This is a genomic window from Streptomyces sp. NPDC096339, from assembly GCF_044762985.1.
Classification (GTDB): Bacteria; Actinomycetota; Actinomycetes; order Streptomycetales; family Streptomycetaceae; genus Streptomyces.
This window is the reverse complement of sequence record NZ_JBIWFI010000055.1, coordinates 16110-28642: the sequence shown is the minus strand read 5'-3', so window position 1 is coordinate 28642 and position 12533 is coordinate 16110. Positions and strand designations below refer to the sequence as shown.

General features: G+C 70.6%; 14 protein-coding genes. 3 read left to right on the top strand and 11 right to left on the bottom strand.

Translation table 11 applies throughout. From position 1 onward, the window contains the following. Window positions 1–176: 176 nt before the first annotated feature. The 7 genes from ACIQ5Y_RS38110 to clpS form a co-directional block, all read right to left on the bottom strand. A complete protein-coding gene (locus ACIQ5Y_RS38110) occupies window positions 177–1127 on the bottom strand; it encodes a PLP-dependent cysteine synthase family protein (protein ID WP_376658534.1) in 951 nt (316 codons plus the stop codon). Continuing rightward, window positions 1127–1405 carry a MoaD/ThiS family protein gene (locus tag ACIQ5Y_RS38105; RefSeq protein ID WP_384758293.1) on the bottom strand — a complete coding sequence of 93 codons (279 nt, stop codon included), beginning with the start codon at window positions 1403–1405 and terminating at the stop codon, window positions 1127–1129. Before ACIQ5Y_RS38105 ends, ACIQ5Y_RS38110 begins: the two co-directional genes overlap by 1 nt. Before the next feature lie 81 nt (window positions 1406–1486). Continuing rightward, entirely contained in the window at window positions 1487–1594 is a 108-nt protein-coding gene (locus ACIQ5Y_RS38100; RefSeq protein ID WP_311736929.1) for a putative leader peptide, read from the bottom strand. Between the two features lie 77 nt (window positions 1595–1671). Further along, on the bottom strand, window positions 1672–2094 hold the full coding sequence (locus tag ACIQ5Y_RS38095) for a Mov34/MPN/PAD-1 family protein (RefSeq protein WP_403891549.1): 423 nt from the start codon (window positions 2092–2094) through the stop codon (window positions 1672–1674). A 77-nt stretch (window positions 2095–2171) separates the two neighbouring features. Beyond that, window positions 2172–3611 carry an amino acid permease gene (locus ACIQ5Y_RS38090; protein ID WP_403891546.1) on the bottom strand — a complete coding sequence of 480 codons (1440 nt, stop codon included), beginning with the start codon at window positions 3609–3611 and terminating at the stop codon, window positions 2172–2174. A 338-nt stretch (window positions 3612–3949) separates the two neighbouring features. Continuing rightward, window positions 3950–4555 (bottom strand): DUF2017 domain-containing protein, encoded by a 606-nt coding sequence (locus tag ACIQ5Y_RS38085; protein ID WP_403891543.1) that lies wholly within the window; start codon window positions 4553–4555, stop codon window positions 3950–3952. After that, window positions 4555–4869 carry an ATP-dependent Clp protease adapter ClpS gene (gene clpS, locus ACIQ5Y_RS38080; protein WP_376658539.1) on the bottom strand — a complete coding sequence of 105 codons (315 nt, stop codon included), beginning with the start codon at window positions 4867–4869 and terminating at the stop codon, window positions 4555–4557. Before clpS ends, ACIQ5Y_RS38085 begins: the two co-directional genes overlap by 1 nt. 80 nt (window positions 4870–4949) lie before the next feature. Between clpS and ACIQ5Y_RS38075 the strand changes: the two genes are divergently transcribed. Then, on the top strand, window positions 4950–6278 hold the full coding sequence (locus ACIQ5Y_RS38075) for a nicotinate phosphoribosyltransferase (RefSeq protein ID WP_403891540.1): 1329 nt from the start codon (window positions 4950–4952) through the stop codon (window positions 6276–6278). Window positions 6279–6556: 278 nt separating this feature from the next. Further along, the gene (locus ACIQ5Y_RS38070) at window positions 6557–7159 is read left to right on the top strand and encodes an isochorismatase family protein (RefSeq protein ID WP_403891538.1); all 603 of its coding nucleotides are present in this window, start codon (window positions 6557–6559) and stop codon (window positions 7157–7159) included. Window positions 7160–7166: 7 nt separating this feature from the next. Here the strand turns inward: ACIQ5Y_RS38070 and ACIQ5Y_RS38065 are convergent, their stop codons facing one another. Beyond that, entirely contained in the window at window positions 7167–7523 is a 357-nt protein-coding gene (locus ACIQ5Y_RS38065; protein WP_403891536.1) for a hypothetical protein, read from the bottom strand. A gap of 70 nt (window positions 7524–7593) precedes the next feature. Beyond that, window positions 7594–9948 (bottom strand): immune inhibitor A domain-containing protein, encoded by a 2355-nt coding sequence (locus ACIQ5Y_RS38060; RefSeq protein ID WP_403891604.1) that lies wholly within the window; start codon window positions 9946–9948, stop codon window positions 7594–7596. Between the two features lie 482 nt (window positions 9949–10430). Between ACIQ5Y_RS38060 and ACIQ5Y_RS38055 the strand changes: the two genes are divergently transcribed. After that, window positions 10431–10700 (top strand): hypothetical protein, encoded by a 270-nt coding sequence (locus ACIQ5Y_RS38055; RefSeq protein WP_403891533.1) that lies wholly within the window; start codon window positions 10431–10433, stop codon window positions 10698–10700. 99 nt (window positions 10701–10799) lie between these two features. Here ACIQ5Y_RS38055 and ACIQ5Y_RS38050 read toward each other — a convergent pair whose 3' ends face one another. Together ACIQ5Y_RS38050 and ACIQ5Y_RS38045 are read right to left on the bottom strand one after the other, a co-directional pair. Beyond that, window positions 10800–11546 carry an RDD family protein gene (locus ACIQ5Y_RS38050; RefSeq protein WP_403891530.1) on the bottom strand — a complete coding sequence of 249 codons (747 nt, stop codon included), beginning with the start codon at window positions 11544–11546 and terminating at the stop codon, window positions 10800–10802. Window positions 11547–11680: 134 nt separating this feature from the next. Further along, on the bottom strand, window positions 11681–12533 hold an 853-nt coding region (locus ACIQ5Y_RS38045; RefSeq protein WP_403891527.1), incomplete at its 5' end, for an RDD family protein.

Sequence of the window (12533 nt, the reverse complement as noted above, 5' to 3'; positions counted from 1 at the left end):
GTTGTTGTGGCGGGGGGGGCGGGCCGGGGGGGGGGGGGGCTGGCCCGGGGGGCCCCCCCCCCCCCCCGCCGGCGTTTGAGGAGCGGGGTCCGGGGCGGAGCCCCGGCGACGGCGCCGCGCGCACGGACCGGAACCCCGGCCCCGGCAACGGCGACGGCGCCGCAGACCGGTACGGGCTACGCCCAGAGTTGGCCCTGGAGGACCTCGATGGCCTCTTCCGTGGTGGCCGCGGTGTACACGCCGGTGGAGAGGTACTTCCAGCCGCCGTCGGCCACGACGAAGACGATGTCCGCCGACTCGCCGGCGGCGACCGCCTTGCGGCCGACGCCGATCGCCGCGTGCAGGGCGGCGCCCGTGGAGACGCCCGCGAAGATGCCCTCCAGCTGGAGCAGCTCCCGGGTGCGGGTGACCGCGTCCGCCGAGCCCACCGAGAAGCGGGTGGTGAGCACCGAGGCGTCGTAGAGCTCCGGGACGAAGCCCTCGTCGAGGTTGCGCAGGCCGTAGACGAGGTCGTCGTAGCGGGGTTCCGCCGCGACGATCTTCACGCCCTCCACGTGCTCCCGCAGGTAGCGGCCGACGCCCATCAGGGTGCCCGTCGTGCCCAGGCCCGCCACGAAGTGGGTGATCGAGGGCAGGTCGGCGAGGATCTCCGGGCCCGTGGTGGCGTAGTGCGCGCCGGCGTTGTCCGGGTTGCCGTACTGGTAGAGCATCACCCAGTCCGGGTGCTCGGCCGCCAGTTCCTTGGCGACCCGCACCGCGGTGTTCGAGCCGCCCGCCGCGGGCGAAGAGATGATCTCGGCTCCCCACATGGCCAGCAGGTCCCGGCGTTCCTGGGAGGTGTTCTCCGGCATCACGCAGACGATGCGGTAGCCCTTGAGCTTGGCCGCCATCGCCAGGGAGATGCCGGTGTTGCCCGAGGTCGGTTCCAGGATGGTGCAGCCGGGGTACAGGCGGCCGGACTTCTCGGCCTGCTCGACCATGTGGAGCGCGGGGCGGTCCTTGATCGAGCCGGTCGGGTTGCGGTCCTCCAGCTTGGCCCAGATGCGGACGTCCTCGGAAGGCGACAGCCGGGGCAGCCGGACCAGGGGCGTGTTGCCCACCGCGGCCAGTGGGGAGTCGTAACGCATCAGACAGCGCCGCCGGCCACGGCCGGGAGGATGGTGACGTTGTCGCCGTCCTTGAGGGCGGTGGAGATGCCCTCGAGGAAGCGGACGTCCTCGTCGTTGAGGTAGACGTTCACGAAGCGGCGCAGCTGGCCGCCGTCGACGATGCGCTCCTCGATGCCCTTGTGGCGGGTCTCCAGGTCGGCGAAGAGGTCGGCGAGGGTGGCGCCTTCACCGGTCACGGCCTTCTCGCCGTCGGTGTAGGTGCGGAGGATGGTCGGGATGCGGACCTCGATGGCCATGGCAGGCTCCAGTGTCGTGAAGGGGCGAGGAAGTGTGTGGGCGCGCGTTCGTGCTGCCCCCGCGCGGAGGGGGCCCGGTGCTCAGGCGGCAGGACAGATGGCGCTGGCGAGGCGGCACAGGTCGACGTGCAGCCGCGCCACGAGCAGCAGCCTGCCGGGCGTCTCGATGCTCACGTCGTGGGAAACCATGCGGTCATGTTAACGATTCCCGGTCCCCCGTTTGGAGTGTGATCCCGCATCGTGGACGCCTGCTGCTCACATGGTGGTCAGTAGGCGGCCACGACCTGCACTTCTTCCTCCGTGATCACGCCGTCGACGATCCGGTACGAGCGGAACTGGAACTCGCCGAGGCCGTCCTTGTCCGCCGTGGAGACGAGTACGTAGTGCGCGCCGGGCTCGTTGGCGTAGGTGACGTCCGTGCGCGAGGGGTAGGCCTCGGTCGCGGTGTGGGAGTGGTAGACGATCACCGGCTCCTCGTCGCGGTCGTCCAGTTCGCGGTAGAGCTTCAGCAGGTCCTTCGAGTCGAACTCGTAGAACGTGGGCGACCTGGCGGCGTTGAGCATCGGGATGAACCGCTCGGGACGGCCGGTGCCCGCCGGTCCGGCCACGACGCCGCACGCCTCGTCGGGGTGGTCCTGGCGGGCGTGCTCGACGATCTGGTCGTACAGGGCCTGGGTGAGGGTCAGCATGAGCGACAGGATAAGCAGACGGGCCCTTCCGTACCGAGGTGTGGTACGGAAGGGCCCGAATGGTGGACAGGGTGCTGCTACGAGGCCTTGGTGAAGGCTTCGGCGCGCGGGTTGCGGGACTTCAGGGCCAGGTAGGACAGGCCCAGGATCAGGCCCCACAGCGGGGCGCAGTAGAGCGAGACCCGGGAGTCCTTGTCCATGCCCATCATCACGATGACCATGGCGATGAAGGCGAGGGAGACGTAGCTCGTGTACGGGGAGCCGGGCGTCTTGAAGCGGGAGGCGGGCAGCTCGCCGCGGTCGGCCTTGGCGCGGTAGCGGATCTGGCAGACCAGGATCACGATCCAGGCCCACATGCCGGAGATGGTGGCGAAGGAGACGACGTAGTCGAAGGCCTTGCCGGGGGCGACGTAGTTGATCCAGACGCCGACGAGCATCAGCGAGGCCGAGAAGGTGGTGCCGACCAGCGGGGTGCCGTTCTTCGTCAGCTTGGTGAAGACCTTCGGGCCCTGGCCGTTGAGCGCGAGGTCGCGCAGCATGCGGCCGGTGGAGTACATGCCCGAGTTGCAGGAGGAGAGGGCGGCGGTCAGGACGACGAAGTTGACGATCGCGGCGCCGACGCCGAGGCCCATCTTCTCGAAGGCGGCGACGAAGGGGCTGACGCCCGGCTGGAACTCGTGCCAGGGGACGACCGACAGGATCATGATCAGGGCGCCGACGTAGAAGACGGCGATGCGCCACGGCACGGTGTTGATGGCCTTGGGCAGGGTCTTCTCGGGGTCCTTGGACTCGCCGGCGGTGACGCCGACCAGCTCGACCGCGAGGAAGGCGAAGACGACGATCTGCAGGGTCATCAGGGTGCCGCCGATGCCCTTGGGGAAGAACCCGCCGTCGTTCCACAGGTTGGAGACGGAGGCGGTGGCGGCGGCGTCGGAGAAGCCGATGGTGAGGATGCCCGCGCAGATCAGGATCATGCCGACGATGGCGGTGACCTTGACCATCGAGAACCAGAACTCCAGCTCGCCGAAGAGCTTCACGGAGATGAGGTTGGCCGCGTAGAGGATGACCGTGAAGATCAGCGCGTAGGCCCATTGCGGGAAGCTGTCGCCGGTCCAGTAGGACATGTACTTGGCCGCGGCCGTCACCTCGGTGATGCCGGTGACCACCCAGAACAGCCAGTACGTCCAGCCGGTGGCGTAGCCCCAGAAGGGGCCGAGGAACTCGCGTGCGTAGTCGGAGAACGACCCCGCGACCGGGCGGTACATGAGCAGTTCGCCCAGGGCCCGCATGATGAAGAAGATGATCACGCCGACGATGGCGTAGGCCAGGATCAGGCTCGGTCCGGCCTTGGAGATGGCCTTGCCGGCTCCCAGGAAGAGGCCGGTGCCGATGGCTCCGCCGATCGCGATCATCTGGATCTGGCGGGCGCCGAGTGCGCGGTGGTAACCCTCGCCACCCTCGGCCGGTGCGCCCTCGCCGGGCGCCTGGTCGTTCTGCTCGACCTGCACAGAGGTCATGTCTTGATGCGCCTTTCTCCACGCCGACCCGCGCCTTCATTGGCTGCGGATCGGGTCCTCGATCCCCCCGGATACGGATGGAGTTGCACGCCGGCGGTCAGCCGGTTCAAGCGGGCCGCGGAACAGGGGTGGCGTCCCGGCGGTCGTGAAGATTTATCACGCCATTACGGGCGACCGAGGGGGTGGAATGTGACGCAGGACACCGGAAATCCGGGACAAGGGTGCAGAAATACATCAGATCACCGCAGCGCGGTGATCTGATCGTTATCCGGATTTGAGCGTCCGCTGAGCGAACGGCCTGATGTTTTGAGGCTCCCCTGAGGGTCCCCGGGCCCTCCTCAGAGGGTTTCGATGAGGGTCTCCTGGAGGCCGCCCAGCCAGAGGTACGCCATCACCATCGGCTTGCGCGGATCGTCGTCCGGCAGCCGGAAGAGCGCCGCGCTCTCGTCGTCCTCCGTGATGTCGAGGCGGGCCGCGATGGTCAGGCGCAGGTCGTTGAGGGCGCCGAGCCAGCGCAGCGGCAGTTCGCCGGTCAGCTCCAGCACGGCCGCCCCGTCGCCGGCCGGGGTGAGCCCGTCCAGGCTGCGTACGACGCAGAGGGCGTCCTCGCGCTTGCGGGTGCGCAGGTCGTTCTCCGTGAACCGGCGGAACTCCGCGGACCGGGCCTTCAGCTCGGCCGCGTCGACGCCCTCGTCGCCGCTGCCGTCCGGGGAGCCGTAGGCGTCGGGGAAGAGCCGGGCCAGCGCGGGGTCGGACGGGGGCTCGGAGGGCCCCTCGGCGAACAGGGCGGCCAGCGGGTCGGCATCCTCGGCCGGCTCGGGCTCGCCGGGTCCGATCAGCTCCAGCAGCTGGACGGCCAGGGAGCGCAGGATGGAGATCTCGATCTCGTCCAGTGCGATGGCGGCGCCGCCGCCCTTCAGTGCTTCGAAGGTTCCGCCGCCCATCAGACGCGGTCCTGCGAAAGGGTCGCCCACAGGCCGTAGCCGTGCATGGCCTGCACGTCGCGCTCCATTTCCTCGCGGGTGCCGCTGGACACGACCGCCCGCCCCTTGTGATGGACGTCGAGCATCAGCTTGTGCGCCACGTCCTTCGAATAGCCGAAGTACGCCTGGAACACGTACGCCACGTAGCTCATGAGGTTGACCGGGTCGTTGTGCACCAGGGTCACCCAGGGGACGTCGGGTTCCGGGACCGCGAAGGTCTCTTCGGCCGACTCGGTGCGTTCGATCTCAATGGGAGCAACACTCACTCGTCCCATGCTGCCACCGTAACGGGGTCGTCGCACAAACGGGCCCTACATCTCGTCACTCTGACGAAATGTGCGCTAGCATCCGTGGCATGAACCCTGCGGACCTGGGCCTGCCGGTGGACGTGCCGTCGACAGCGCTCTTCACGGACCATTACGAGCTGACGATGCTGCAGGCCGCCCTGGCGAACGGCACCGCCGACCGCCGCTCGGTCTTCGAGGTATTCACCCGGCGGCTGCCCGAGGGGCGGCGCTACGGCGTCGTCGCCGGCACCGGCCGGGTGCTCGACGCGGTGGAGAACTTCCGCTTCGACGGCGCGGTGCTGGAGTTCCTGCGCGAGCGGGCCGTCGTCGACATGCGGACGCTGGACTGGCTGGCCTCGTACCGCTTCTCGGGCGACATCTGGGGCTACCCGGAGGGGGAGGTCTACTTCCCCGGCTCGCCGATCCTGCGGGTCGAGGGCAGCTTCGCCGAGTGCGTGCTGCTGGAGACGGTGATCCTGTCGATCCTGAACCACGACTCGGCGATCGCGGCGGCCGCCTCCCGGATGTCCTCGGCGGCGGGCGACCGGCCGCTGATCGAGATGGGCGCGCGGCGCACGCACGAGCTGGCGGCGGTCGCGGCCTCGCGGGCCGCGTACGTGGGCGGCTTCGCCTCCACCTCGGACCTGGCGGCCGGCTTCCGGTACGGGATCCCGACGGTCGGCACGAGCGCGCACGCCTTCACGCTGGTGCACGACAGCGAGCGCGACGCCTTCACGGCGCAGGTCGCCTCGCTGGGCCGTGGGACCACCCTCCTGGTGGACACCTACGACGTGGCCGAGGCGGTCCGTACGGCCGTCGACGTGGCCGGTACGGAGCTGGGCGCGGTCCGCATCGACTCGGGCGACCTGCTGCTGGTGGCCCACCGGGTGCGGCAGCAGCTGGACGAGCTGGGGGCGACCTCGACGAAGATCGTGGTCACCTCCGACCTGGACGAGTACGCCATCGCCTCGCTCGCGGCCGCCCCGGTGGACGCGTACGGGGTGGGCACGCAGCTGGTGACGGGCAGCGGGCACCCGACGTGCTCGATGGTCTACAAGCTGGTCGCGCGGGCCGTCTCGGCGGACCCCAAGGCGGCGCTGGCGCCGGTGGCCAAGCGGTCCACGGGCGGCAAGACGTCCATCGGGGGCCGCAAGTGGGCCGCGCGGCGTCGTGACGCCGACGGGATCGCGGAGGCGGAGGTCGTGGGCGTGGGCCCGGTGCCCGCGGCGCTGTCCGACCACCAGCTCCTGACCCAGCTGGTCAAGGCGGGCGAGGTCGTGGCCCGCGAGCCGCTGGAAGCCGCGCGGGACCGGCACCGGGCGGCGCGCGCCGGCCTCCCCCTGTCCGCGACCCAGCTCTCGCGGGGCGAGGCCGTGCTCCCCACGGAGTACGCGTAGCGGGTGCGGAGCCGCTGCGCGGGGCCTTCCGGGCCCCGCCCGACCCCGCGCCTCAATCGCCGGCGGGGCTGGATTTGGGCTGATGCCGCCCGTCCGGCGCGGCGCAAGGATCGGGGCTCCGCCCCGGACCCCGCTCCTCAAACGCCGGAGGGGCTGGATTTCGCCTCCGCCGAGCAGCACCCCCGGCCTCGCCGGCGTTTGAGGCGCGGGGGTCCGGGGGCAGAGCCCCCAGCAGCCGGCCCGCACCGTTCACACCGCCAAAGCGAAGGGCACCGAACATGCACCGCGCACTGATCGTCGTCGACGTACAGAACGACTTCTGCGAAGGCGGCAGCCTCGCGGTGGCCGGCGGCGCCGACGTGGCCGCCGCCGTCACCGAGTACATCGGCCAGGCCACCCCCGCCTACCGGCACGTGGTCGCCACCCGCGACCACCACGTCGACCCCGGGTCGCACTTCGCACACCCCCCGGCGCAGCCGGACTACGAGACCTCCTGGCCCGTGCACTGCGTCGCCGGGACCGAGGGCGTGGGCTTCCACCCGAACTTCGCGCCCGCCGTGGCGTCGGGGGCCGTGGCCGCCGTGTTCGACAAGGGCGCGTACGAGGCCGCGTACAGCGGCTTCGAGGGCGCCGACGAGAACGGGAACACGCTCGCCGAGTGGCTGCGCGCCCGCCAGGTCACCGAGGTGGACGTGGTCGGCATCGCCACCGACCACTGCGTGAAGGCCACCGCCCTCGACGCCGCCCGCGCCGGCTTCGCCACCCGCGTCCTGCTGGACCTGACGGCCGCCGTCGCCCCCCACACCACGCAGAGGGCCCTGGAGGAGCTCCGGGGGGCCGGGGTGGACCTCGTGGGCGGGGAGCGGCTCACGGCCTCCTAGGCGCCTCCTAGGTGCCCAGCAGGGCCCGGATGGGGTGCCAGAGCTCCTGGGCCCGGTCGGGGGCCCCGCGCCACAGGAGGCCGTCCGGGTGGTGCAGGACGGCCGTGACCTCGTCCGGTGTCGGCGGGTGCGCGTTGCCCCGCAGGTACACGGCCCGCATGCCGAGGTTCCGCAGCCTGGTCAGGGCGCGGGCCCGGTTCGCGGCGTGTACCAGTACACGGACGTTTCCGCCGTCGCCGCCCTCACCGGGTGACGGCCTCGGCAGTGTGAGCGCGACCACCACACTGCCGCCTGGCAATCTGACGAAACCTCCACCGGGCACGGCTGTCATCTCCCCCGTCAATAAGAAACTCGTACCGCGCATCTAAACGCGATCGGCCGCCGCCCGCTAGAGGGCGACGGCCGATCATGTTTTGACCTGCGGCTTTACCGAATTACTTGGCGGCGGGGCCGACCTCGACCGTCATGACCTGACCGTCGTAGGTCTCCTTGGCGATCTTGATCTTGGTGTTGGTGTCAGTGACCTTCACCGAACCGGTCGGGTTCTCCTCGTACCAGTACTTGCCCTTGTGGTCGTCGAAGACCAGCTGGGCGGGCTTCGGCTTGAGGAAGAGCTCCTCGCCGTTCTTGTGCAGCGTGATCGCGTCCGTCGAGTAGGCGCTGAAGGCCGCGTCGTACGGCTGGATCTTGTTGCGCAGCAGGGTGCCGTCGGCCCACTTCATGGGCTTGGCGTTGGCGTCGATCGGGAGGATCAGACCGGAGCCCGGGTGCTGGCTGGTGTTGTTGTCCTTCTGGGAGGTGTCCCAGAGCCAGATCAGCAGGCCGTCCTGGTAGGCGTAGTGCTCGACCCAGTTCGGCTTGGTGTTGGCGAAGCCGAAGTTGTACGGGCCCACCTTGAGGGTGGAGTCGTACGAGACGTAACGGCGGTTCTCGGCCAGGTAGTACTGGTCGTACTCCTTGGTGAAGCCGTTGCCGATGCGGGAGAAGCCCTTGCCGGTCCAGCCGTTGTCGCCGTTCTCGGCGCCGTCGGTGAACAGCGCGGCGCCGTCCGCGGTGAGGGTCATGGCGTCGGCGGTGAAGCCCTTGCCGCCCGCGCCGCCGTCCGTCTGGTAGCGGAAGCGGAGGTCGACCTTCTTGCCCGCGTAGGCGTCGAGCGGGAAGTTGAGGTTCTTCCAGGCACCCGAGACACCGGTCAGCGACGGGCTGCCGGAGGCGTCGGCCGGAATGGCCGTGCCGTCGGCGGTACCCGCGAGGGCGGTCCAGGTTGCGCCGCCGTCGGTGGACACCTCGGTGTAGAGGTAGTCGTAGTCGGCCTCGATGTCCCACCAGCCCTTGAGGGACAGGGCGGCGGTCTTCTTGCCCGTCAGGTCCACCGAGCGGGTGAGGGTGTTCTTGAGGTCGTCACCCATGTTGCTCCACCACTGGCTGGCGCCTTCGGCGGGAGCGGTGACCTCGGTCTTGACCTGCTTCTTCGGCAGCTCGACGACCAGGGCCTGCTTGTCCTTGGTGTTGAACTCCGAAACGCCCAGCTTGTGGGTGGACTTCGTCGCGGCCTTGGCCTTGTCGTAGTTCAGCCAGCCCAGCTGGAGCTTGTCCCAGGCGGTCATGTCGCCCGGCATGTCGCCTATGGAGTCCTTGCCGGTGCCGAGCCAGGAGCCGGCCGACATCAGGGACCAGAAGCCGACCGAGTTCTCGCCGCCACCGGAGGTGTCGTAGAGGTCGGGCAGGCCGAGGTCGTGGCCGTACTCGTGCGCGAAGACGCCGAGGCCGCCGTTCTCCGGCTGCATCGTGTAGTCGCCGACCCAGATGCCCGAGTTGCCGATCTGGGTGCCGCCGGCCTTGTTGTTGGCCGGGCCGGTCTTGCCGGCGTCCGTGCCGTAGGCGTACCAGCGGTGCGCCCACAGCGCGTCCTTGCCCTGGACACCGCCGCCGGCCGACTCGTCCTCGCCCGCGTGGACGATCTGGAAGTGGTCGATGTAGCCGTCGGGCTCGTTGAAGTTGCCGTCGCCGTCGAAGTCGTTGCGGTCCCACTGGTCGTACTGCGCCAGCTGGGCCTTGATCTGCTCGTCGGTCTTGCCGGCCTTCTTCTGGGCCTCGACCCACGCGGTGACGCCGTCGCGGACGGTGTCCCACACGTTGGCGCAGTTGCTCTGGCCGCAGTAGTTCGAGCCGTAACGGGCCTCGTTGTACGGGACCTTGACCCAGTCGGCGACCTCGCCCTCGACCGAGTAACGGCCCGAGGAGGTCTTCTCGTAGTAGGTCTTCAGCGAGTCCTTGCCGGAACCGGACGCGAAGTACAGGTCCTGGAAGTACTGGCGGCTGAAGTCCTTGCGCCAGGCCGTGCTGTTGTTGGTGGCACGGTTGGGCTGCTCGATCTTGTTGTGCAGCGGACCGGGGTTGCCGCCGTACTTCGGGACGGCCGGCTTGGGGCCGGGGCCGTCCGGGTCGAACATGGTGGTGCTGTCGACCTGGTCGCCGAACTCGACGAGGATCGTGAAGATCTTGTCGGTCTTCTCGCGGCCGAGCTCGACGTACTTCTTGTCGTCGAGCTTGACGACCTTGGAGGCGCCGCGCTGCTCGACGTTCTTCTTGCCGGTGAGGACCTGGTCCAGGGCGGCCTTGCGCTGCGCCGCCCGCTGCTCGCTGAACGGGCCCTTGAGGTCGTGCTCGACCACCTTCGAGGGGGCGGTCGGGTCCTGGCGTTCGGCGGCCGAGACGCTCGGGCCGCTTTCGACCGCCTGAGCGGCGGTGACGGCGAAGAAGGTGGCGCTCGTCGCACAAGCAGCCATGGTCACGCCGATGGCCGTGACGCGCAGAGCGCGCCTTCTGGCGGAGTTGCTGGTCACTTGATGTGTTCCCCTCCCGCGGCCGCATGGACGGTCGGAACGTCTCCATCGGAGCAGGGGGGTTCCGCGCGGCGCGCGTCTCAAGTGACGACATTTGACCGGACGGACGGGAGAAAAGACAGACCTTGACTTGTTCCTTACAACTGCACTATGCGGTCAGCGAGTTCCGCTATCCGGACGTTCCGCTCCCATACGGGGCGAAGGGAGTTTCCCGGCCGGGCATTTGGTGCCTTCCGGGCCCGACTGGCCGCGTCGGCCGGGGATGTGGTGAGAAAAATGACCCCCGTGCGCCCCCCGTGCTCCGGCACCGTGGGTTAGGTCACGCTTACTGGCGGTTCCGCTCGGGCATCTCCCGTCGTAGAGTCACTTGACGCGCGACCTAGTTGAGCCGACTCCCCCTCCCCTCCCTGAGGACGGATATCGCCATGCCGCGTCCGACTGCCGCACAGCTCGCCTACGGGTCCGCCACCGTCATCGTGTCGACGATCGCCATGCTGCTGCTCTCGCAGACGAGCACGGGGCTCGGAGTCGCGGTCATCTCCGCGGCCGCACTCGCCCTCGGTCTGCTCGTCGCCGTCACCGTGCCCGCTCCCGCGCGACGCGGGCGCCACGCGGCCCGTACGGGCGTGGCCGCGGGACCGGCCTCCGCCGACGTCGTCGCCGAGGCCGTCGCCGAACAGCCCGTGCACCACTGATCCGTACGACGCGGAGCGGGCGGCCTCCCCGGAGGGACGACCGCCCGCAGCGTATTGCGTAAGTACCCGTCTGCCTGCCCGCGTGCCCGCGCCGGCCGCCTAGGTCGTGACCTGGACCACCACGGTCTTGCCCACCTTGTCGTGCAGGCCCTGCCGGTACGGCTTGTCGACGAGGATCGAGACGATCAGCGCGAGCGGCCACAGGCAGAAGCAGCAGATCAGCGTCGGCAGCCAGAGCACCGCGGCACGGGACAGGGCAGGGCCGTCCTTCGGGACGCTGCCGTCGTTGAGCATCGCGACGCGCAGGCCCATCGCCTTCTTGCCGATGGTCTGGCCGTTCTTCTTGGTGAACCACCAGTCGTAGCCGACGTAGGCGACGATCGAGATCAGGGTCATCAGCAGGCCGCTGCCGCTGTAGGACTTGGTGACGATCTCCGTGACGTCCTCGCCCTTGTTCGTCTCGACCGTGTAGCGGTTGCGGTCGCCGATGGCCAGCTGGATGAGGAACAGCGGTACGGCGACGATGATCACGTCGATGACGCGGGCGGCGAGCCGCTTGCCGAAGTCGGCGAGCGGGGGCATGCCGGCGAGCGGATCGGGCATGCCGTAGCCGCCGCTCCCGCCGTACGGGTCACCGCCGTACGGGGGCGGTGGGGGCGGGTATCCGCCGCCCCCCGCCCCGCCGCCTCCGCCGGGGCCTCCGGGGGGCGGGGGCGGATAGCCGCCGCCCCCGGGGGGCGGCGAGTCGTACGGCGAACCACCCGACGGAGGCGTCGGTTCCTGCGGCTTCTTGAGGAACGGGTCGTCCTCTGGCGGCTCGCCCGGCGGCGGCTGGTCGGTGCTCATGGCCCGAGTCGAACCCGGCTCCGCCGCCCCCGCAACGGGACCGCGTCCGTTCGGGGGACGGGCCGTGCGGGGGCCGGGCGAAAGCGGGTTCGGCGGGGGCGGCCTCGGCGGGGTCCGCCTCTGCGGGGTCCGCGTCAGCGGGACACGTAGGTCTTGGCCGCCTTGTCGTGCCAGGCCTGTCGGCGCGGGCGGTTCGCGAGGCAGGCGAGGCTGCCGGGGAGGCCGAGGAAGGCGTACACCAGCCAGCGGCGCAGGGCCGCGCCGAAGCGGGGCGGGCGCAGGGTGGCGGTGGCCAGCACCCTGACGCCGAGGAGCCCCTTGCCCGGGGTGCGGCCCCAGCGGGCGGTGGGCAGGACCTCGTAGACGATCCCGAACAGGAGGACGGCCCCGAGGACCAGGGCGAGTTGGCCGGTGATGGTGGCGTCGAGGAGCCAGACGGTGGTGGGGCGGCCGCCGGCGCGGGCGGCGTCCACCTTCGCCTGGACGTGGGCGGTGGCCCCGGGGAGCAGGGGCCGGGCGGCGGCGTAGGCGGCGCCGGCGTACACGAGGGAGTCCAGCGCGCGGGCCGTGAACCGTCTGCCGAGTCCTGCCGGGCGGACGGCGTGCTCGGCCATCCTCTCGAAGACGGCCCTGGCCGTTTCCTCACGGGGCGGCGCGGAGTCGTCGGCGGGCCGCGGGAGCACCGGGCGGGTGCCGGTCACGCGCGGCGGCCACGCCTCGTCCGTGCGGGGCGACGGCCCGGACGCGGCGGCCTCCGCGGGCCGCGGCGGCACCGGACGGGTGCCTGCGGGGCGGGGCGGCCAGGCCTCCGGGCCGGCGTCGTCCGCACGGGACGGGGTGGTTTCCGCGGGCCGCGGCGGCACAGGGCGGGTGCCCGCGGGGCGGGGCGACCAGGCCTCCGGGCCGGCGTCGTCCGCACGGGACGGGGTGGTTTCCGCGGGCCGCGGCGGCACAGGGCGGGTGCCCGCGGGGCGGGGCGACCAGGCC